A 19,659-nucleotide genomic window follows, 5' to 3' on the forward strand; every position below is an offset into this window, starting at 1 on the left:
TAGCCCACCGGGACAATAGCTCGATGCCAGGATTAATCTTAAAGCCCAAAAGCTCCTCTAAATATTGAGGGGCTTTTTGGTTTAATGAATTTCTGATTTAACATATCCTTGCATCACAGGATAAATGATCTTTTATAAACATTTCCGGGACTGTGATCAGAATTAATTTCAATCACTAAATCCACCAATTTAGAATTTTGGAGTAAAGAAGTGATAAATAATTCTGGGTGCAGTGATTTCCAAAAATAATCTACAAATTCATCAATTTCTTGTTCACTCATTCCTGTTTTGCCTGAAGCAATCATTTGTTGTTCAGCTTCTTTACGCCATTCTTTACTAAAATGATAGTCAAGAGGATAAAGAACCATCAGACTATCTAAGGGTTTCCATAGGGGTAAATAGTCTTTTAACTTCTGATTAATATCCTTGGCAAATTGTCTATCTTCTTCTGTTTTAATGGGATCTGGGGAGTTATTAAAGTTAGTCTCATCGATGGGACTAACTCCCAAAAACCAGCCTTCAAACAGGATAATATCAGCCTGTTTAATTATTTCTGGTTCTATTCTATCACCTTGTCCATTCCAGAGAGATTTATCAAAACGAGGAATAGAAATAGGTTGAGAATTATGAGGATCACGCAATTGATTTAAAACCTTAATTCCTAATTCTATATCATGAGTTCCTGGGGGGCCACGCCAAATTAAACGGGGGTCAATTGCTTTCAGTTTCTGGCGTTCAGCATAGGTTTTATATAAATCGTCAAGAGAAATATCAATTGTTGTGTAACCAAGCTGTTTTAAAATTAAGCGAATAATTGTTGAGAGGGTTGTTTTCCCCGTACCTTGTCCTCCTAAAATTCCTTGAATTAAAGGTCTTTCAAGCTTGTTTCTTTTCTCAGCTAATTGGATTGATAAAGGGAGCCAAAATCTCCATAAGATTGAAAGTATATCATTTCTTTCTAGTTCTAATTTTTGATATGTTTTTTCTAATTCTTTATGAGTTTCTCTAAATAATTTAGCACGATTGTTTATTTTTCCTAATCCATTAGATTGTGTGATTTTAAAGGCTTGACATTGATTAATATTGGTTAGCTCTTCTTGCAATAAAACCTCTAATTCCAGGGACGATAAAAGTTTTTTTTGAGTTAATTTGTTAAGTATTTGTAGATAACTCATAGATAATTAATACGAAATTATGAACCAAGTTTCAGTGCCTCTAAATACAGACTATAGGTGACACCAATTTTAAAAAGGTTTAAAATATCAAGCCAAAGTGATCGCGCCTCGCGCTTGCGACGACGATAAGCTATATTACTAATTGTTTCTGTAAAGAGGAGAAGAATTACTCCCACAGTGACATCCCAATAGGCTTCTTGTCCAGCAGTAAGTGAAACAGCTTGCCCCACAAAAAAGCCTAATAATACACTTATCAGACTTAAGGAAATCCGTCGCCAAGGATTACTAAAAGTTTGATTTAATCGACTTTGTGTAAATTCAACTAAAGTATTCAGTCTAGTTCGCTGCATTCCTTAAATTTTCCTATTTTTTGATTTTATCTATCAAGACGATCTAATAAATATAAACCAACAACAAGCCCAACAAAATGACATAAAACCGTATGGGTATTAGCAAGAAGTAGTAAAATTTCGCTGGGTGTTGGTAGCTTGCTGGTATCATAAACAGCCGCGCCTTGAGGAATATTGGATAATTTCTGCCAGAGAATTCCAACAAATCCTTCTGCCCCAATAATTGAGAAGAAAATACCCACTAAATTAGATAATAACCCTGCCCTAATCAGTTGTAAAGTTGATGCTTTTTTCGGGCGTTGTGTGGCTTCAGGATTTCTCATCAACCGAGCAATTTTTTTATAGCGGAAACAAATAATAATACTGATAATTAGAGCTAAAACACCAGCAATGGAGCAGAAGATACTAAAGCTAGTTCCTTCAGCCGATTTTTGTTGAACGACTAAACCCGCTAAAGAGAGGGATAAAAGAGCAACGGCCAACACTCCTAAAATTAACTGTCCCCAGAAACCAATATTTCCTGCCCATGAGAGAATGGTTGCAGCGCGTTTGACATTAGGGGGAAGAGGGCGAGCAATTTCGTAGTTTTGACTCATAAGGCTTAAAACTAACACAGTTTCCAATTAAACTACTTTTTAATGATGACACAAAGCTCTCAGTCAGGCATTAGTTTAAGATTGACTTAACTGTCATATCCTTCAATAGTGTACATAGATTTTGCTACTATTAAAGTTTAACTCTATTTTCCTAAGCTCCTGTCCCTATGAGTTTGAATTGGATTCGCCGTGCCGATCGCTTAAAGGCTTTACCTCCCTATGTTTTTGCCCGCTTAGATGAACTCAAAGCAAGGGCTAGGGAACAGGGGTTAGATTTGATAGACTTGGGTATGGGGAACCCTGATGGGTTGGCCCCTCAACCTGTGATTGATGCTGCGATCGCGGCGTTACATGAGCCGCAAACTCATGGATATCCACCCTTTGAAGGAACAGCTAGTTTTCGCCAGGGGATCACTACTTGGTATCAACGCTGTTATCGGGTAGATCTCGATCCCAGTTGTGAAGCTTTGCCATTAATTGGCTCTAAGGAAGGGTTGGGTCATTTAGCCCTAGCATATATTAATCCTGGGGATGTGGTATTAGTTCCCAGTCCTTCTTATCCGGCTCATTTTCGGGGGCCATTAATTGCGGGGGGACAAATTTACCCATTGATTTTGTCCGCAGAAAAAGATTGGTTGATTGATCTAAGTTCCATTCCTGAAAATATAGCTCAAGCAGCTAAAATTCTTTATTTTAACTATCCTAATAATCCCACAACGGCAACGGCACCAAGGGAGTTTTTTGAAGAGATTGTAAAGTGGGCCCATCATTATGAAATCATGTTAGTACATGATCTATGTTATGCCGAATTAGCTTTTGACGGATATCAACCAACCAGTTTATTAGAAATTCCTGGGGGGAAAGAAATTGGGGTGGAATTTCATACCTTATCCAAAACCTATAATATGGCGGGATGGCGTGTGGGATTTGTCGTGGGAAATGGGTCGATTATTCAAGGGTTACGGACACTTAAAACTAACCTAGATTATGGGATTTTTGCCGCCGTACAAGCGGCAGCAGAAACAGCCTTACAGTTGCCTGATATTTATATTAAACGAGTGCAGGAACGCTATCAAACAAGACGAGATTTTTTGATTAAAGGGTTAGGAGAATTAGGGTGGAAAATCAAGCCATCTCAAGCAACCATGTATATGTGGATTCCTTGTCCAGTGGGGACAAATTCGACAGATTTTGCCTTAGATGTCTTGGAAAAAACAGGTATTGTTTTTACCCCTGGCAATGCCTTTGGTGAAGGAGGAGAAGGCTATGTTCGGGTGAGTTTAATTGCGGAATGTGATCGCTTGGGAGAGGCGTTAAACCGTCTGAAACAAGCGGGAATTTATTATGACAAAAGTTTGATTGTTTAACTTCTGCAAAGCAACCTAGGCTAATTTTGTCCAAGTGTGCTAAACATTAACAGTAAGTCATCACCCGATCGCTTTTAAGATCTTTTTAGAAACGCCCTAACCACCATGAATCTCTCTGATAACCCTAATTCATCGGAAAAAATAACCCATCAACCTCACCCCAGTTCAATCAACCATTCTGAACCTCCCATTGAGGGGGAAATTATTGCAGAAACCCAGATTAGCCCGAACCAGAGAGAAGCAGTAGACGAAACCCCCATTAATCTCATCTATCAACCTTCAACCTGGGAAGAAGAATTTAGCTTTGAAAAAGACTCCCATAACCCTCTTCCTTTGTGGTTACAACAAGCATTAATGCCCTTTACAAGCCCTTGGGGACTGGCTTCTTTATCATTGATTGTAGCCGCTAATTTAGTCATCTGTGGGGTACAGATATGGAAAGGGAATATCTCAACCCCAGAGACAACCGCTACCTTAACCCCAACAGAAATCTTATCGAAGTTGCCAAACCCTAGCCCCACAAAAGACCCTTCAGACTCAATGGAGTTAGATTCATTGAGTACCGTCTCGACTTCAACTGTTCCTAAGCCACCGAATCCCAAAAATCAAACCTCCGGGCCAAAACCTCAACCTGTTGCGGCGAATGTGGTCAATGTTAATCAACCTTTAAGCCTAAGCAACGCCATTTTACCCCCTTCCTTGCAACCCCAAGTTCCCCCCAACTATGAAGTCTCTGCCACTGCCATTCCCATTCCTCCCCGTCCCGTTCCTCTCCGTCCAATAACCCCCCCCTTGCCCCCCCCTCCACCCCTTAACAGCTTTCAACCCCCTGCGGTTCAACCTGTGGCTATTCAACCCCCACCACCTCCATCAAATGGGATAGAAATAGAAATTTCCGAGGAGGAACAAGTTCGTCAAGCAATTAAACAACAACTCCAGAGGGAAGAAAGCAACAATAGAGAGACACCCCTTGGTTTTAATCATAAGACTCGTTTAGAACTGCAAAATGGGCTTAACCAAGTCCCTCCTGAGTTATTGCCTCGACAAGTTAACCAACTTGAACAACTTCAGCAAAGACAGGTCTTAGATTCGGTAAAGTAGAGTCATACGGGTGATGATAAGTTAGGAGGCTCATAATGGAATGGTTAGAACGGGTTAGTCGGGCGGTACGGGCGCAAATTAATAGCTTGGTGCAGGAAGCAGAAGATCCCGAAAAGCTACTAGAAGAAGCGATCGCCCAAATGGAACAGGAATTAATTGCCATGCGTCGTGCCTTAGCTGAGGCGATCGCTACCCATAAGAGTGCAGAACGCCAATTGGCCCGTTATGAGGCTGCGGCTAGTAAATGGTATGAAAGAGCAGAATTAGCCTTAGAAAAGGGCAATGAAGTCTTAGCAAGAGAAGCGTTAGTTAATCGTCAATCTTATCAACAACAAGCCCAAACTATTCAAAATCAACTGGGTCAACAAACGCAAATTATTCAGAAAGTTAAGCAAGATTTACGGCAATTAGAACAAAAATATAGTGAAGCAAAAGCGAAAAAAAGTCTTTATTTGGCCCGACTTCGTTCTGCGATGGCTTCTCAAAAACTTAATGAAGTCATGGGAAATTTTGTGCCTGGTAGTTCTGATAATCTTTTTGAGAAAATTGATGCCAGAATTTTAGAACTTGAGGCCCAATCAGAATTAATGGGACATCTGGGTGATCCTCTAGAAAAACAGTTTACTGAACTTGAAGGAAACAAAAATATTGAGGCTGATTTAGCTAATCTTAAAGCTAAGAAACTTAAATCTTCTCCTTCAGAACTCGAAGAACTGCGGGCTAAAATTGATAAACTATAACGCGATCAACTAGCACAAAAATCTACAATCTACCATGAGTCAATTATCACAACAAGCTCAACCTCCTTTAGAATTTATTCCTCCGGCTTTTAATCCTTTAATTTTGCGAGGATGTCAAACTATTTTACCATTGTGGTTACAATGGCAAACTAATATTAAACAAATTGATGGGAAAAATATTGAAAAATTAGCCCATCTTTATCAGGAATTTCAATCGGGTAAAATTCGCTTTCTTATGGCGTTTCGTCATCCCAATGTTAATGATCCTTATTGCATGGGATATCTCGTTTGGAAACTCCTACCACGAGTTGCAAAACAGCATAATATTAGCCTGAATTATCCCATTCATTCTCATTTTATGTATGATCGCGGCATTCCTCTTTGGGCAGGTTCAGCAGTGGGTTGGTTATACTCACAATTAGGGGGAACATCGATACAACGGGGGAAATTAGATATGCCTGGTTTGCGATCGGCTAGAGATTTATTTGTTAATAGTAAATTCCCTCTTTCAGCAGCACCAGAAGGGGCAACAAATGGTCATAATGAAATTATTAGTCCCTTAGAACCAGGAATTGCTCAATTAGGGTTTTGGTGTGCGGAAGATCTCCGAAAAGCTAACCGCGATGAGGAGGTTTTTATTGTTCCTATTGGCATCCAATATCATTATCTTACACCCCCTTGGGATGAAATAGAAGCCTTATTAACTCAGTTGGAAAAAGATAGCGGAATTCCTACTAATAACAATCAAAAAAATGGGATAAATGAGGAAGACCTTTATAAAAGATTATATCAGTTAGGGGAACGGATGTTAACGGTGATGGAAGACTTTTATCGTAAGTTTTATCATCGAGATTTACCGAATACATCTGAACAAACTTTACCTGAAAGATTGAATAATTTAATGAATACTGCGTTAGAAGTAGCAGAAACCTATTTTAATCTGAGTCCAAAAGGTAGCATTATTGATCGTTGTCGTCGTTTAGAACAAGCAGGATGGGATTATATTTATCGAGACGATTTTAAACAAATTGATCAATTGTCAAAGGTAGAAAAAGGATTAGGCGATCGCATTGCTGAAGAAGCGAGTTTTAAGATGTGGCATATGCGTTTAGTGGAGTCTTTTGTGGCAGTTACGGGACATTATGTACAGGAAAAAAGTACCGCAGAACGGTTTGCAGAGACAACCTTATTATTGTGGGATTTAGTGACAAGAATTAAGGGTGAAAGTGCCTTTTTCCGTCCCCAATTAGGTCAACAAAAAGTGAAAATAACTATTGGTGATCCGATTTCCGTTTCTGCGCGTTCTGATAATTATAAAAAATCCCGTCGTCAAGTAGTAGAAAGTTTAACTCAAGACTTACAAGAAGCGTTAGAAGATTTGATTGATTAAACCAAATTCAGACTTCAAGTCTGTATGTAGGTGTTGATTTAGCTGTTATTTCACTATCACTTTAATTTCATAATTTTTCTCTAAAACTTCCCCCATAATACTACTTTGATTATATCCTAAATCAATCAGTTTTCGCAAGCATTTTTCAGCATTTTTTTGAGGAATCGCTGCCAACAGTCCCCCAGAGGTTTGCGGATCAAATAATAGGGAGTATTTAGGTAAATTAAGAACTTTTTGTCGATTACTAATATAAGTTGCTACTGCCAAATTCTGGGAATGTAAAGAACTAAAAATTCCTTGTTTTACAGTATCGATAGAACCAAGCAAAACCGGAATATTATCTAAGTCTAATTTGACTGATACTTGAGATGCTTTCATCATCTCTAACAAATGACCTAATAACCCAAACCCTGTGATATCTGTACAAGCAGTTGCCCCAAATTCTAACAAGATTTCTGAGGCTTTTTGATTAGAGATTAACATAGATTCAATGGCATTATCTATCCAGTTTCCTTTCGCTTTGTAAACCATATCAGCAGCAAATAAAGTTCCCGTACCAATAGCTTTCGTTAAAATCAGTAAATCTCCCGGTTTCATGCCGCTTTTTCTTAATAAATTTTCAGGTGAAATAAAACCATTACAAGATAAACCAAATCCTAAATCTGATCCCTGTAATGTATGACCTCCAATTAAAGAAACCTGATCATTATTGAGGACTTTAAGACAACCTTGTAACAGTTGATATAAGATTTCTTCTACAATTTTATCATCACCATAAGGCAAAGTAACAAGAGCTAAAACACTATGAGTAGTCGCTCCCATTGCCCATAAATCACTTAAACAATGATTAGCTGTAATTTGACCAAAAATAAAGGGATCGCTGACTAAATTCGGAAAGAAATCAATGGTTTGTACTAATAATTTTTCACTGTTTAATTTAATTACTGCCCCATCATCAGGAAACTTTAACCCGATAATTACTTCTGGATTTTCAATAAAGTTTAATCTGTTTAAAGTTCTTTCTAAAATTTGACTACCAACCTTTGATGCACAACCAGTACAAGGTAAAAAGTCTTGATTATTTTTGCCATTTAACTGTATTTTTTGAGAGCTATTTAACCCTGATGACATCACAGGTAAATTCTTAAATTGATTCATGAATTTACGGTCAATATAATCCTTCCACTTCCATAAAAAAGCTGCCTCTAGCCCCAAATAACCCCAAGATGCGATCGCCTTCTTATTTCCTGTTCCAATTAAACTCAAATAATAGTTTTGAGGATAATAAGCTTTTAAGGATTTACCTAAAATAATGCGCTGTAAATTCTCAAATAAAGGTTTTCCTTGACGCACAGCAAAAACACCAGCTTTTGGACGCATATAATGTTCTATTGTCGCTATATCTCCCGCAGCAAATATATGAGAATGACAGACAGACTGTAAATAATTATTAACTAATATAAACCCCTTTTTATTAGTAGTTAACCCTGATGCTTTTATCCATTCAGGAGCAGAAGCTTGAGTAACCCAAAAGACAATATCACAACTTACATTTAAACCAGATTCACAGAAAACTTGATAGGAATTTTCTGATATTTTTTCTAGTTTAGATACCTTTGTATTCAGATGAATATTTATGCCTCTAGTTGATAAAATATGTTCTAATTTACTACTCACCCAAGAATTATGTCCTGTTAATAAAGTTTGACCTTGATGAAATATATGAATTATTAAATTGCTTAAAGGTTGCTGAGCTTTTTCTAAAATTGCTTGTAGATGTGTCTGCATATTTAAGGCTAATTCTACGCCACCTGCACCTCCACCAACAATAGTGATTTTATAGATATTTTTGGAATTATTTTCAACAGTTTCAATAAGCTGATTCCAAGCAGCTAAAAATTGGGGTACTGGTTTAGCAGAAATACTATATTGAGAGGCACCTGGTATGGTATTAGTATTAGGGGTACTGCCAATATCAATAGATAAATAATCAAAAGAAATAGGCGGATGATTTTTACAAATAACTTGCTTATTATCTAAGTTTAAACCAATGGCTTGATCAAGATAAAATTGTGCTTGAGAAAACCGAGCAAGACGACGTAAATCTATATGAGTTTCCTCAAAGGTATAGAAACCAGCTACATGACCTGGTAACATACCAGAATAAGGGGTGTGAGACGTATCACTAATTAAAGTTAAACATACCCCAGGAATAGGATTCATTCCCCATCGCTTTAAGAGAATAGCATGACTATGACCACCTCCAATTAAAACTAAGTTATGAGTCAAAGGAATTGGTTTAGATAGCATTGATACTTTTTATGATTATTGATTAACGATAACTGTTATTTATGATAAACTAATCAGGAATAAATTTTAAACCTAAATTAATTTGCGATCTCTTAAGGTGAACTTTCTAAAACTCTTATTGATCATTATCTTCTCATTGATGATGACATTGCCAGTTAATGCAGCATTATGTCATCAGACAGATCATCATACCATTTGTATCTTAAAGATCAAACGGAGTGCTAAGAATTATTGGGAATATCGCGCTGCTGTTACAATTGATCAAGAAGTGAGACCAATGGAGATTTATAATTGTCGAGAACAACACCGCATTACCAAAGAGGGAAATATGATACCCTTTGAGTCTGATGGTGCTGGAACCTATATTTGTCGTGTATTAAAGAGGTAAGTAAGTATAAATTGGTTTACCGAATTGTTATTGATACGACACAATATCACAGGGGAGTTATTCACCTCAACCCTGAGCAAAGACATTATTTGAAAAATGTTCTACGCTTAAAAGATCGGAATACTTTTATTGCCATAGATAGAACAGGAAATACTTATTTAGCACAATTAATTGGTGACAATGCCCAAATTATTCAAAGCATTAAAGAATCAACAGAATTACCCATTCCTGTTACTTTGATGGTGTCTCTTCCCAAGGGAAATGGTTTTGAGGACATTATCCGTAGTTGCACGGAATTAGGGGTAAATACTTTCATCCCAGTGATCAGTGAACGTACCCTTCTTAAACCCAGTAGTCATAAATTAGAACGCTGGCGAAAAATTGCTACAGAAGCCACTGAACAATCAGAACGCCAAATTGTTCCCCAAATTTTTGACCCCGCTTCTTTCTCCGAAACGTTAATAAATGTAGACAAAATTAATAGTGATTGCTATATTTGTGTTACACGTAGAAAAGCTAATCATTTGCTCACCTATTTGTCTAACTCCTTAACGGCTCCCATTACTATTGCCACGGGATGTGAGGGAGGTTGGACAGAACAAGAAGTAAACGAAGCGATCGCCGCAGGATTTGTTCCTGTTAGTCTAGGCTCTCGTATTCTTCGTGCTGTCACTGCCCCCATTGTTTCCTTGTCTTTGATTACCTCTTTCGTCGAAAAACAGTCTTTCCCTTAAACCTTTTTTCTTTCTATGTTTGAGCCAATCATTGAGGCGATCAATAGCCAAGACTATCCTAAAGCATACCAACTTCTTGCACAGTGTAAACAGCAAGAACCGGATAACCTTTGGTTGCCCTTTTATGAAGCAAGTTTAGAAGAGGCACAAGGGAATTTAAGCACTGCCAATGAACATTATCGGCAATTATTACCCCAAGTGGTTAATGCCAAGCTCATGGCTCAAATTCGTCAGGGTATTCAACGTATCGCTAAACTGGAAGAAACTCAACGAAAAAACACCCTCGCTCAAGTTATGGAAGAAGCGGGGAGTTTGGAGATGGGAATATTAGTTTTAGAAGCCATTCCCAATGAATTAAAACAAACGGTAGCGCAAAAATTTGGGAAAATTATGGAGATTGATCCCTATACGGCACGCCTCCAATTACCCAGTCGCTCTTGGCGATTATATCGTACAGGGGCCATTGGTAAACTGCGATTTTATGAGGAGCAGTTAAAACAAGGAGAAATTCCTTGTTTTACAGCCTTAACGCGAGATATTAGCGCGTTAAAGGTTCATCAAGTCTTGTATATCGAGTCCGTTGAGCCTAAAATAACGGTAGTCTATCAACCCAAAAAAGGACAGCGAGACATCTTTACTTTTGATTGGTCAGAAGTCGGACAACGGGTGGAAGGGTTATTGCCTTTGTTTGAAGAATGTGTTGATGTGGGGTTAAGAGGGAAATTGGAACGGAAAACTAAAACTTCTGACTATGCCAAATTCTGTGATCTACATCTACCCCAACACAAGATGATTATTCGTCTCTGTGACCAAACCTATCGTTTCCTAGAAGGTGTTGCCTTTTCTGAGGTTCAAAAAGCGACTGATGGGAGAGCCACAGCTAGGGACAGTTGGCATCATATCCTACAGTTTGTCAAGGAAAAAACCCCAAATATCCCCGTATTGTCCGAATTTACTCCTTTTGGAGAATCAGCCATTGATTTTCAAGAATTACTCAAATCAATTGATCCCCGCATTGACTTATTGCGTCGGGAAGATACCCCTTGGGATGCTGCTTTTCACCTTTACAGTGGGTTGGCTTTTGTGAAGACATTCTCAAACCCCTAAAGGAGACTACAGGTAGACACAGAAAACCCAATATATCATCTTACTTCCCTTTCATGATACAAAAAATACTACAGTTTGTCAACCCCCATTACTGCGTTAATTATTAAGAATTATTTTTAATAAAATAGTAATATTTAATACATTTTTTCTGACTTTGGTAGCAAAAAATACAACATTTTTCAAATTAGGCAAAATTTTGGAAGATAAAAAATACAAATATATTACAAAAAAAGTCAATCAATTAAGCGTCACCCTCATCGCCCAAAAATTTGTTAACTTTGTGGTAGTTCTAGAGAGAGTGGAACTCGACTTCTCTTGAATTGGTCAAAAGAACTCGATCACTGCGATAATCTTTCGCTATTATTCAATAAACCCAAAAGGATAACCTTATACTTCAAGCCATGAAAATATCTACCCTACCTTTAAAATTAGCCACTCTAGCGACTGTCACCTTAAGCAGTCTAATTCCTTTTAATACTCCTGTTAAAGCCTCTACTTTTAGCGAAACTGAGGTCGAGCAAAGTCAAGTCATTGCCATTGCCAGACCCTATGGAGAAGGGAAATATGACCTTTTAGTCATCGAACAAATCCCAGGGAAACAAGCTTGTTGGGCTGAAAATGGTGCCAGTCCCGTGTTAGTTGACCCCTTACTGCTCAAATTTGACTTTACAGGAATCTGCCGACGCTCAACGGACAGTAATGGCTATTCTATTCGTGTTGATGGTAACGACTTAGGTTTAGATTATTTATTGCGTTTAGTTCCCCGTGATGGAGAATTAGTCTTAGTGGGGACTCCCAGAAGTGGCAACTACAGCGAAATTGTCTTAGGTAGTACCAAAGGTCTGGCTTCTGGATTTATGAAAGTGCAACTCTATTCAGGCTGGAAATTTACCAAACGGACTTATCAAGATAAGATACTGGGCCACTTCTATTTTAGCGGTTCTCAGGCGGCGATCGCGGGTGGGGGTGCAATGCCGGAAAATCCTCCCGCAACAGCAACCCCTGTCGCTACCAACAATGCCAGTCCTAGTTTCGTTGATATTAGTAGCAACATCTATCAACCTCAGATTGAAAAAGCAGTACAAATAGGCTTAGTATCTGGCTTTGACGATAACACCTTCCGTCCTGAACAAGCTGTCACCCGTGAACAATTAATCTCCATGGCCGTTGATGCCATTGGCACAGTGTATAAAGTAGATTTAGAAGCTTCCCCTCAACGGGATGTGATTGCCTTCAAAGACGTGGATGGTTCCCGTTGGAGTGCCAAGAAGATAAAATGGGCCCAGTCGAATTTTCTGAACATTGGTAATCCTAACAATACCTTGCAGCCAACTGAATCCATTACTCGTGCTGAGTTAGTTGATACCATGCGTCGTATGGCTATTCATCTGAGAAATAAGCTTAATCTTCCCGAAGAACTGCCACAAACTCAAGAACCCGTGGCCTTTTCTGATATTTCCAATAATTGGGCCGAAGGTACCATTACTCAAATGTCAGGATACTGTGGCATTGCCTCACCGATAGGAGAAAAGGGAATGAAGTTTGCCCCTGATAGCAAAGCAACCCGCGACTATACTACCTCTGTTATGGTAAGGGTTTTAGAATGTGTGCAGTCAGAAGCACAACAAGCAAATCAGCAGAGTCAAAGGTAAGTTAAATTAGGGGCAATGGGTTCATACTTGCCCCTAATTGCTCTTAATCCTTAAAATATTAACATAACGACAGTAAAATCCCCGTTATCCAGGCGATAGCCTCTGACGGGGATTTTAGGGGATTCATAGTATAATGGAGCCGAGCAGAGTCGAACTGCTGTCCAGACTGGGTATTGACTTCCCGCTCATTCACAGGTTTAGTCTTTCTAATCCTCAAGACGGGAACCGTTCCTTATCCCGAACGGTGGGATTCTCTAGTAAAGTCTTTACTTAATAGCCAACCAGAGGTAGCTAGTAAGTGCATCCGTTGGGGGTTACCTCTAATACTTAACGGAGTCACATTAGAAGTAAGCGCACTCTAAGAAAGAGTTTTTTAGGCAGCTACTGCCACGCGCTTGAAGTTTACGATGTTGTTCGCAGTTACTTTTTTGTTTGAGCCTTTGATTTTCGAGAGGAGACTCACTCTCGACCTGAATCACGAATTAGCTTTCGCCAACCTGTCGAAGCCGTTGCGGCCCCTTGTGTTCTATTTATATTATAAACGTCATTTCAAGTTTTGGCAACGTTACAAATCATTGAGGATTGATCAAATTTTGGGGTGGGGAGAAAGCGATCGCCGTACACTAATTAAGCTAGTCGTTATGTATTGATGCTTATGTTTCCCATTAATCGTCCTCGTCGTTTGCGCCAAAATCCCCAATTACGTCGCATGGTGCGCGAAACTATCCTGACCCCTAATGATCTAATCTACCCTTTATTTGCGGTTCCTGGCAACAGTGTAGCCAAAGAGGTGAAGTCTATGCCTGGGGTTTATCAGCTATCGGTTGATAAGATTGTAGATGAGGCTAAAGAAGTCTATGATCTAGGTATTCCTGCCATTATTCTGTTTGGTATTCCTGAAGATAAGGATATTGAAGCAACAGGGGCCTGGCATGATCATGGGATTGTACAAAAGGCTGCAACTGCGGTGAAACAAGCGGTTCCCGATTTAGTAGTGATCGTGGATACTTGTTTATGTGAGTACACGAGTCATGGTCACTGTGGCTATTTAGAAACAGGTGACTTGACGGGACGGGTACTTAATGATCCTACCTTAGAATTGTTGAAAAAAACGGCTGTTTCTCAAGCGAATGCCGGGGCTGATATAATTGCTCCATCGGGTATGATGGATGGATTTGTACAGGCCATTCGTGAAGGTTTAGATGAGTGGGGATTTGAAGATATTCCGATTCTTTCTTATGCTGCTAAATATGCCTCAGCTTATTATGGGCCATTTCGAGATGCTGCGGATTCTTCTCCTCAATTTGGCGATCGCCGTACCTATCAAATGGACCCTGGAAATGCCAGAGAAGCGTTAAAAGAGGTTGATTTAGACATCTCTGAAGGGGCGGATATGTTGATGGTTAAACCTGCTTTATCTTACATGGATATTATTTGGCGGGTCAAGGAAATGACGGATCTTCCTGTGGCTGCTTATAATGTTTCTGGAGAGTATTCAATGGTGAAAGCTGCGGCCTTAAATGGTTGGATAGATGAGAAAAAAGTTACCTTAGAAACTTTAACCAGTTTTAAACGGGCCGGGGCTGATTTAATCTTAACTTATCATGCTAAAGATGCTGTCCGTTGGTTACAAGAAGATGGGTTAGTATAGGTTTTTTACTGCTTTTTAGAGCATCTATTGACAATTTTAGGTAGATGCTCTTTTTTTTGTGCAATTTACCTCTGTAGTGTCAATTCATGAATTGACACTACTTGTTATAATCAAGTCATTGTATTTATAGTGGTGGAATATGAAGTTTGAAATATCTAATTTAGGTTATATAAAACAAGCAGAAATTGAGTTAGGAGACTTAACCATTATCTGCGGTAAAAATAATACAGGGAAAACTTATGTTAATTATGCTATTTATGGATTTTTTACGGCTTGGAAATCTAGAATGGATTTTAAGAAGAAGTTTGATATAGGTATAGAAAATAAACTCAATAAACTTTTTGAAGATGGATTTTTAAGACTTGAGTTATCAAATTATTATGAACAAGTAATTTGTGCTATAAATGATTATGCTCAATTATATTCAGAAAAATTAAATTCTATTTTTAATATTGACAGAAGATTATTATCTAATGTGTCATTGATATTTAAAATAAATGGCTATCAACAAATCTATACTGATAATACTAATATTAATATTAATCTATCGCCAGAGTCATTTGAACTATCAATGCAGCTTCAAGAAAATGATATTTTAGAAATTTTATTTTCTGCATCTGAGACAATAGATGAACGAGATATTGCACTGAATAAAAGTTTTATCCGTTCACAACTGCGTGATCTATTTTTTTCCCAATATTTTCCTAGTACGTTTATTATTACTTCTGAAAGGACAGGAGTTTCTTTATTTTATAAAGAGCTTGATGCTCAGAACAATATGATTTTTGAGGAAATGAAAAGGATAAAAAATATTAATTCGCTTACTTCCGATGAAAAGATAAATGTTGTTTTTAGATTAATTAATCAAATTTCTAGATATTCTCAACCTATTCAAGACGAAATTAATTTTGTTAGAGATTTAGATACAATTAGTAAAAGAACAGGAGAATTGGCTAAAAATAATCCAGAAATAATAAAGTTATTAACAGATATAATAGGAGGTGATTACAGTGTAACAGATTACTCTATGTCTTTTACGTTTACAGAAGATAATAAACAGCAAGAAATCCCTTTATATTCAGCATCTTCAACCGTTAAATCTCTCGTTAATTTATATTTTTATCTTAAACATCTTGCTAAACCAGGAGACATTTTAATCATTGATGAACCCGAACTTAATTTACATCCAGAAAACCAAAGAAAATTGGCTAAACTCTTTACAAGATTAACCAAATGTGGTCTAAAATTATTGATGACAACCCATAGTGATTACTTAATTAAAGAACTCAATAACTTGATTGTCTTAAATAATGACTTTGACAATAAATCTAAGTTAATGGAACAATATAATTATACTGAGCAAGATATTTTAGATCCTGATAAAGTTAGAGTTTATATTGCAGAAAATCATACACTTAATCTTGCTAATATTACCCCATTAGGAATCGAAGTTCCAACATTTGATGACGAAATTATCAACATGACTGATTTTTATGACGAGGTGTATGACAAGGTAATAGATAACAGAGATATATAAATATAATACTTATGATTATTCAGTCACTTGAAAAAATAATTGAACCTCAATATAAGCTTTCTATCAACTCTCATGATCCCAAAAACAATAGTATAATTATCAAGGAAACTCAACAGGATGCAAAACTCAGAAAAGTGGAAATAAATGGATTTTCATCAGAAAAAACTTATGGTTTTACCCTCGATGTAAAGGTTAAAAATAGGGTTATCTTCAATTGTTTTAATAGTGGAGAACCTAATATCAATAAAGTATGTGATGGTATAATCTTTACTGAAATAGAAAACAAAGATTACATTTTTTTCTGTGAACTTAAATCTGATCGACCTCAACCTATCAGTTATTTGGTACAATATCAAAATTCTCAATTATTTGTTGATTATCTGATCAATATTTTAAACAGTTTTTATCTAAAAGGATCTAAAATAACACCAAATTATAAGTATCTATTATTTTGCACCGATACGAAACAAGATAGTAAAGCAAGAATAACTACACAACCAGCAAGATTAGAAGGAGTTAAAATGAGAAGAAATGAAGATAATGGATTTGAAATTCCTATATATACTATTCGCCGTCAAATTCCTAAAAATAGAAACACTACTAATATAAGTTTTGATATCAAGAAAATATTAGAAACTTAGCGATTTGATTTTTCGAGACAAATATAATTAAATTAAACCTGCTTTTTCAAAAATCTCTTGAGGTGTTAAACTTAAATTAGGTAATAAATCATCCCCTAAACTATCATTACTTTGTTTTGTTTGTGGAGGTGAGTCAGGATAAAAAATAGTAATTTTTTTAACTTGTATATCAATTAACCAAACCCGATCAACCCCTGCTTTTAAATAAGCTTCTGCTTTCTCACTAAGCTCACTAAAAGATTGACCAGGAGAAATAACTTCAATAGCTAAATCAGGAGGAATGGGACAAGCATCATCTTCTAAAATAATATCTCCTAATTTCTCAAAAGATACATATAATAAATCAGGAATAGGACACCAATCTTTTCCATTTCGTTTTAAACAAATAGCCCATTCTATGCCAACTTCTCCTTTATTTTGACTCCAATTTTCGAGAAGCAACAATAATTTACCTTGAACACGGGAATGAGAGCGTTTGGGTGACATTTTTTGAATTAATTCTCCATCAAAAAATTCGTAATTTTCATTTGCTAAGGGAGAGGAAAGAAACTCATCTAAGGTAAGAGAAGTTTGGGTTAAAGATGCCATAAAATAATCCACTAATAAAGATTTATTTTTTAGTTTATCTCACATTATCTTATCTAGGGGTCAACGGCCGTTGACCCCTACAGATGTCAGCCTATACAATAAGATGAAAATAGAATTAGCGATCACCTACCAATTTGGACAAGAAAAATGTCACAATAAACGATAGACATTGATCATCTAAATTATCTTATGGATTATCTTATAGCTGTTGTCAGCGATCGCATTCAAGCAGAAGAAGCTTATACTGCCTTAGAAAAAGCTGGCATTCCCACTAATCAAATTAGTATCTTAGGAAAAGGATACAAAAACGCCGATGAATTCGGATTCATTGACCCCGGACAACAAGCCAAAAAACGCGCTATCTTAATGGCATACTGGCTCGTTCCCTTCGGATTTATTGGCGGCTATACCTTTGATTTGATTACAGGAGTCAATAGTTTTGATTGGGCAGTCGAACCCTTTAATCATATTTTAGGGGGCGTTGCTGGTGCCATTGGTGGGGCAATGGGCAGCTTTTTTGTTGGGGGTACTGCCGGGTTATCCCTGGATAGTGGAGACGCTTTACCCTACAGAAATCGTCTTGATGAGGGAAAATATATTATCGTAGTACAAGGAACAACCAGCATTAAAAACAAAGCAACGGGAATTCTTCGTCCTTTAAACCCCGAAAACCTCCAAGGTTACAGTCAACCTGCTGTTTAATTTTAGACTTAATAATGTTGCCAAGAGAAACACTCCTCAAAGGAATCGAAAACCGCGAAGAAATGGCCCAAATTATTGATAAAGCAGAAACAGCTATCAAAACTTGGGAAGTGGTGGTTAGTGATTTTTTGTCCCCTCCTGTTGTTGCAGAAGTGCAAAATGCCTTCAAAAAATTGAGTGAGGTGGAAATCTTGGTCTGGGGAGGTTATCCTCAAGCAGAAAGGCAGCGCATAGGTATAGCCCGCCCTGAAATCCCCCTAGAACAGTCTCAAATTCCCCTAGCTGCCCTGGATATCGCGGGAAACTTTCTTTTTGACCCCGCAACCCATCGAGACTTCTTAGGGGCGATTTTAGGCACAGGTATTGTTAGGGAAAAAATTGGGGATATTATTGTTTTGGGGGAACGGGGAGGACAGGTGATCGTTGTCCCCGAATTGGTGGAATTCCTGGAAACTAGCTTAAATCAAGTGCGATCGGTTCCTGTGAAGACTCAACCGATTGAACTGAGTGAGTTGAAAATTCGTCCCCCCAAAACCAAGGAAATGACAACGGTTGAAGCATCTATGCGTTTAGATGCGATCGCTTCTGCGGGGTTTGGGATGTCTCGTAGTAAAATGGCTGATGCGATCAGTTCGGGAGATGTGCGGGTAAATTGGAAGGACATTACTCAAGCGAGTTACAATGTGCAACAGGGAGATTTAATCACAGTGCGGGGAAAGGGACGCTTAGAGGTGGGAGAAGTCGCCGTTACTAAAAAAGAACGTTATCGGGTGCAATTGACGCGATTTCAATAAATTTTGGCTAAACAATTGGAAACTCAAGTCGACATGATTAAGTTATGAAACGTTGACTTGACTTTTTTATCTAATTTTTTGTAACTTTAGATACAGAAACTATTTTTGTTTTCTGTATCTACGAGGTTGGTAGTCAGCCTTTTAAGGCTAAAGCCTTCACTACAAACTTATTTTATCGGTTGAGAAGGAGGGTGATATGGTAGAAGTTAAGACAGTTACGGGTAATAATAGGGTGCGTTGGTGTTCTCCCTTTTTAAATAATACAAAAAACCCGCCTAAATTAGAAGCAAATATGTGGGTTAGTTTGTTTAATCCTTTGACAGATTTTTGTTACGATGAAGCAATCTTATTGTGTCAAAATTCAGAGAGAGAATGGGTTATTTGGATACCTGATCATGGGGAAGCAAAAATTACCATTGAAGAATTTTGTCTTATGGCATAAAAAGCAACTATCATTAACGTAGGGTGGGAATTGCCCACAATAACCTCTGAATAGGAGTTTTAGCCTTTTGTTGGGCAATCCCCACCGTGTAATTAATTTTGTTTAAGCACTTATCAAATTCAACAATTTATTAATTATCAGCAGGAAGCATAAAAATGTCTTTAGAAAATTATAATTTTGACGGTTTTGTGATTAATTTATATGTAGATGAACAAGGAGATTGGTTAGCCCATTTTCAAGAAATGCCTAACATTTCCGCTTTTGGAGATACGCCTCAAGAAGCTTTAGAAGAATTAAAAATTGCTTGGGAGTTAGTGAAAGAAGATTATCGAGAAAATAATCGGGAAATTCCTATTGCTACTGATAGGATAAAATTATATAGTATAAGATAAGA

The 19,659-nt window shown here is 37.5% G+C and carries 20 protein-coding genes and 1 other RNA gene; 15 read left to right on the plus strand and 6 right to left on the minus strand.

What is annotated here, in order from left to right:
* Positions 1 to 113: 113 nt before the first annotated feature.
* Genes VB715_RS20215 through VB715_RS20225 form a run of 3 tightly spaced genes read right to left on the minus strand, consistent with a single transcriptional unit; the run spans position 114 to position 2,121 of the window.
* Positions 114 to 1,175: a glycerate kinase gene (locus VB715_RS20215; RefSeq protein ID WP_323303003.1), complete on the minus strand. Its 1,062-nt coding sequence runs from the start codon at positions 1,173 to 1,175 to the stop codon at positions 114 to 116.
* A 17-nt stretch (positions 1,176 to 1,192) separates the two neighbouring features.
* Complete coding sequence (locus tag VB715_RS20220) at positions 1,193 to 1,525, minus strand: DUF565 domain-containing protein (protein ID WP_323303004.1); 333 nt, start codon at positions 1,523 to 1,525, stop codon at positions 1,193 to 1,195.
* 26 nt (positions 1,526 to 1,551) lie between these two features.
* Positions 1,552 to 2,121 (minus strand): DUF3611 family protein, encoded by a 570-nt coding sequence (locus tag VB715_RS20225; protein WP_323292931.1) that lies wholly within the window; start codon positions 2,119 to 2,121, stop codon positions 1,552 to 1,554.
* A gap of 167 nt (positions 2,122 to 2,288) precedes the next feature.
* On the opposite strand from VB715_RS20225, the gene VB715_RS20230 reads away from it, so the two are divergent.
* The 4 genes from VB715_RS20230 (at position 2,289) to VB715_RS20245 (ending at position 6,719) form a co-directional block, all read left to right on the plus strand.
* Complete coding sequence (locus VB715_RS20230) at positions 2,289 to 3,488, plus strand: aspartate aminotransferase (protein WP_323303005.1); 1,200 nt, start codon at positions 2,289 to 2,291, stop codon at positions 3,486 to 3,488.
* 105 nt (positions 3,489 to 3,593) lie between these two features.
* Complete coding sequence (locus VB715_RS20235; protein ID WP_323303006.1) at positions 3,594 to 4,589, plus strand: hypothetical protein; 996 nt, start codon at positions 3,594 to 3,596, stop codon at positions 4,587 to 4,589.
* 35 nt (positions 4,590 to 4,624) lie between these two features.
* A complete protein-coding gene (locus tag VB715_RS20240; protein ID WP_323303007.1) occupies positions 4,625 to 5,329 on the plus strand; it encodes a PspA/IM30 family protein in 705 nt (234 codons plus the stop codon).
* A gap of 34 nt (positions 5,330 to 5,363) precedes the next feature.
* Positions 5,364 to 6,719 (plus strand): 1-acyl-sn-glycerol-3-phosphate acyltransferase, encoded by a 1,356-nt coding sequence (locus tag VB715_RS20245; protein WP_323303008.1) that lies wholly within the window; start codon positions 5,364 to 5,366, stop codon positions 6,717 to 6,719.
* A 45-nt stretch (positions 6,720 to 6,764) separates the two neighbouring features.
* Here VB715_RS20245 and selD read toward each other — a convergent pair whose 3' ends face one another.
* Positions 6,765 to 9,029 carry a selenide, water dikinase SelD gene (gene selD, locus VB715_RS20250; RefSeq protein WP_323303009.1) on the minus strand — a complete coding sequence of 755 codons (2,265 nt, stop codon included), beginning with the start codon at positions 9,027 to 9,029 and terminating at the stop codon, positions 6,765 to 6,767.
* Between the two features lie 139 nt (positions 9,030 to 9,168).
* On the opposite strand from selD, the gene VB715_RS20255 reads away from it, so the two are divergent.
* The 4 genes from VB715_RS20255 to VB715_RS20270 all read left to right on the plus strand — a co-directional run bounded on the left by VB715_RS20255 (position 9,169) and on the right by VB715_RS20270 (position 12,910).
* Positions 9,169 to 9,417, plus strand: coding sequence for a hypothetical protein (locus VB715_RS20255; RefSeq protein ID WP_323303010.1), 249 nt, complete (start codon positions 9,169 to 9,171; stop codon positions 9,415 to 9,417).
* A gap of 11 nt (positions 9,418 to 9,428) precedes the next feature.
* Positions 9,429 to 10,151, plus strand: a complete 723-nt coding sequence (locus VB715_RS20260; protein ID WP_323303011.1) for a 16S rRNA (uracil(1498)-N(3))-methyltransferase — start codon at positions 9,429 to 9,431, stop codon at positions 10,149 to 10,151.
* A 15-nt stretch (positions 10,152 to 10,166) separates the two neighbouring features.
* On the plus strand, positions 10,167 to 11,258 hold the full coding sequence (locus VB715_RS20265) for a tetratricopeptide repeat protein (RefSeq protein ID WP_323303012.1): 1,092 nt from the start codon (positions 10,167 to 10,169) through the stop codon (positions 11,256 to 11,258).
* A gap of 401 nt (positions 11,259 to 11,659) precedes the next feature.
* Positions 11,660 to 12,910: a DUF3747 domain-containing protein gene (locus VB715_RS20270; RefSeq protein ID WP_323303013.1), complete on the plus strand. Its 1,251-nt coding sequence runs from the start codon at positions 11,660 to 11,662 to the stop codon at positions 12,908 to 12,910.
* 131 nt (positions 12,911 to 13,041) lie between these two features.
* On the opposite strand, the gene ssrA is transcribed toward VB715_RS20270, so the two are convergent.
* Positions 13,042 to 13,429, minus strand: a transfer-messenger RNA (tmRNA) gene (ssrA, locus tag VB715_RS20275).
* 136 nt (positions 13,430 to 13,565) lie between these two features.
* On the opposite strand from ssrA, the gene hemB reads away from it, so the two are divergent.
* The 3 genes from hemB (at position 13,566) to VB715_RS20290 (ending at position 16,739) form a co-directional block, all read left to right on the plus strand.
* Entirely contained in the window at positions 13,566 to 14,561 is a 996-nt protein-coding gene (gene hemB / locus VB715_RS20280; protein WP_323303014.1) for a porphobilinogen synthase, read from the plus strand.
* 139 nt (positions 14,562 to 14,700) lie between these two features.
* Complete coding sequence (locus VB715_RS20285) at positions 14,701 to 16,098, plus strand: AAA family ATPase (protein WP_323303015.1); 1,398 nt, start codon at positions 14,701 to 14,703, stop codon at positions 16,096 to 16,098.
* An 11-nt stretch (positions 16,099 to 16,109) separates the two neighbouring features.
* Positions 16,110 to 16,739, plus strand: coding sequence for a hypothetical protein (locus VB715_RS20290; protein ID WP_323303016.1), 630 nt, complete (start codon positions 16,110 to 16,112; stop codon positions 16,737 to 16,739).
* A 27-nt stretch (positions 16,740 to 16,766) separates the two neighbouring features.
* Here the strand turns inward: VB715_RS20290 and VB715_RS20295 are convergent, their stop codons facing one another.
* A complete protein-coding gene (locus VB715_RS20295; RefSeq protein WP_323303017.1) occupies positions 16,767 to 17,327 on the minus strand; it encodes a Uma2 family endonuclease in 561 nt (186 codons plus the stop codon).
* A gap of 189 nt (positions 17,328 to 17,516) precedes the next feature.
* Between VB715_RS20295 and VB715_RS20300 the strand changes: the two genes are divergently transcribed.
* The 4 genes from VB715_RS20300 to VB715_RS20315 all read left to right on the plus strand — a co-directional run bounded on the left by VB715_RS20300 (position 17,517) and on the right by VB715_RS20315 (position 19,657).
* Positions 17,517 to 18,029, plus strand: coding sequence for a hypothetical protein (locus VB715_RS20300; protein WP_323303018.1), 513 nt, complete (start codon positions 17,517 to 17,519; stop codon positions 18,027 to 18,029).
* A 14-nt stretch (positions 18,030 to 18,043) separates the two neighbouring features.
* A complete protein-coding gene (locus VB715_RS20305; protein WP_323303019.1) occupies positions 18,044 to 18,823 on the plus strand; it encodes a photosystem II S4 domain protein in 780 nt (259 codons plus the stop codon).
* Positions 18,824 to 19,019: 196 nt separating this feature from the next.
* The gene (locus VB715_RS20310; protein WP_323303020.1) at positions 19,020 to 19,265 is read left to right on the plus strand and encodes a hypothetical protein; all 246 of its coding nucleotides are present in this window, start codon (positions 19,020 to 19,022) and stop codon (positions 19,263 to 19,265) included.
* A 155-nt stretch (positions 19,266 to 19,420) separates the two neighbouring features.
* Positions 19,421 to 19,657 carry a type II toxin-antitoxin system HicB family antitoxin gene (locus VB715_RS20315; RefSeq protein ID WP_323303021.1) on the plus strand — a complete coding sequence of 79 codons (237 nt, stop codon included), beginning with the start codon at positions 19,421 to 19,423 and terminating at the stop codon, positions 19,655 to 19,657.
* The last annotated feature ends 2 nt before the right edge of the window (positions 19,658 to 19,659 follow it).

The organism is Crocosphaera sp. UHCC 0190 (assembly GCF_034932065.1).
Classification (GTDB): domain Bacteria; phylum Cyanobacteriota; class Cyanobacteriia; order Cyanobacteriales; family Microcystaceae; genus UHCC-0190.

Coding starts and splice junctions, on each gene's coding strand:
- VB715_RS20215 (WP_323303003.1), bottom strand. CDS start 1,175: ATGAGTTATCTACAAATACTTAACAAATTAACTCAAAAAAAACTTTTA.
- VB715_RS20220 (WP_323303004.1), bottom strand. CDS start 1,525: ATGCAGCGAACTAGACTGAATACTTTAGTTGAATTTACACAAAGTCGA.
- VB715_RS20225 (WP_323292931.1), bottom strand. CDS start 2,121: ATGAGTCAAAACTACGAAATTGCTCGCCCTCTTCCCCCTAATGTCAAA.
- VB715_RS20230 (WP_323303005.1), top strand. CDS start 2,289: ATGAGTTTGAATTGGATTCGCCGTGCCGATCGCTTAAAGGCTTTACCT.
- VB715_RS20235 (WP_323303006.1), top strand. CDS start 3,594: ATGAATCTCTCTGATAACCCTAATTCATCGGAAAAAATAACCCATCAA.
- VB715_RS20240 (WP_323303007.1), top strand. CDS start 4,625: ATGGAATGGTTAGAACGGGTTAGTCGGGCGGTACGGGCGCAAATTAAT.
- VB715_RS20245 (WP_323303008.1), top strand. CDS start 5,364: ATGAGTCAATTATCACAACAAGCTCAACCTCCTTTAGAATTTATTCCT.
- selD (WP_323303009.1), bottom strand. CDS start 9,029: ATGCTATCTAAACCAATTCCTTTGACTCATAACTTAGTTTTAATTGGA.
- VB715_RS20255 (WP_323303010.1), top strand. CDS start 9,169: ATGATGACATTGCCAGTTAATGCAGCATTATGTCATCAGACAGATCAT.
- VB715_RS20265 (WP_323303012.1), top strand. CDS start 10,167: ATGTTTGAGCCAATCATTGAGGCGATCAATAGCCAAGACTATCCTAAA.
- VB715_RS20270 (WP_323303013.1), top strand. CDS start 11,660: ATGAAAATATCTACCCTACCTTTAAAATTAGCCACTCTAGCGACTGTC.
- hemB (WP_323303014.1), top strand. CDS start 13,566: ATGTTTCCCATTAATCGTCCTCGTCGTTTGCGCCAAAATCCCCAATTA.
- VB715_RS20285 (WP_323303015.1), top strand. CDS start 14,701: ATGAAGTTTGAAATATCTAATTTAGGTTATATAAAACAAGCAGAAATT.
- VB715_RS20290 (WP_323303016.1), top strand. CDS start 16,110: ATGATTATTCAGTCACTTGAAAAAATAATTGAACCTCAATATAAGCTT.
- VB715_RS20295 (WP_323303017.1), bottom strand. CDS start 17,327: ATGGCATCTTTAACCCAAACTTCTCTTACCTTAGATGAGTTTCTTTCC.
- VB715_RS20300 (WP_323303018.1), top strand. CDS start 17,517: ATGGATTATCTTATAGCTGTTGTCAGCGATCGCATTCAAGCAGAAGAA.
- VB715_RS20305 (WP_323303019.1), top strand. CDS start 18,044: ATGTTGCCAAGAGAAACACTCCTCAAAGGAATCGAAAACCGCGAAGAA.
- VB715_RS20310 (WP_323303020.1), top strand. CDS start 19,020: ATGGTAGAAGTTAAGACAGTTACGGGTAATAATAGGGTGCGTTGGTGT.
- VB715_RS20315 (WP_323303021.1), top strand. CDS start 19,421: ATGTCTTTAGAAAATTATAATTTTGACGGTTTTGTGATTAATTTATAT.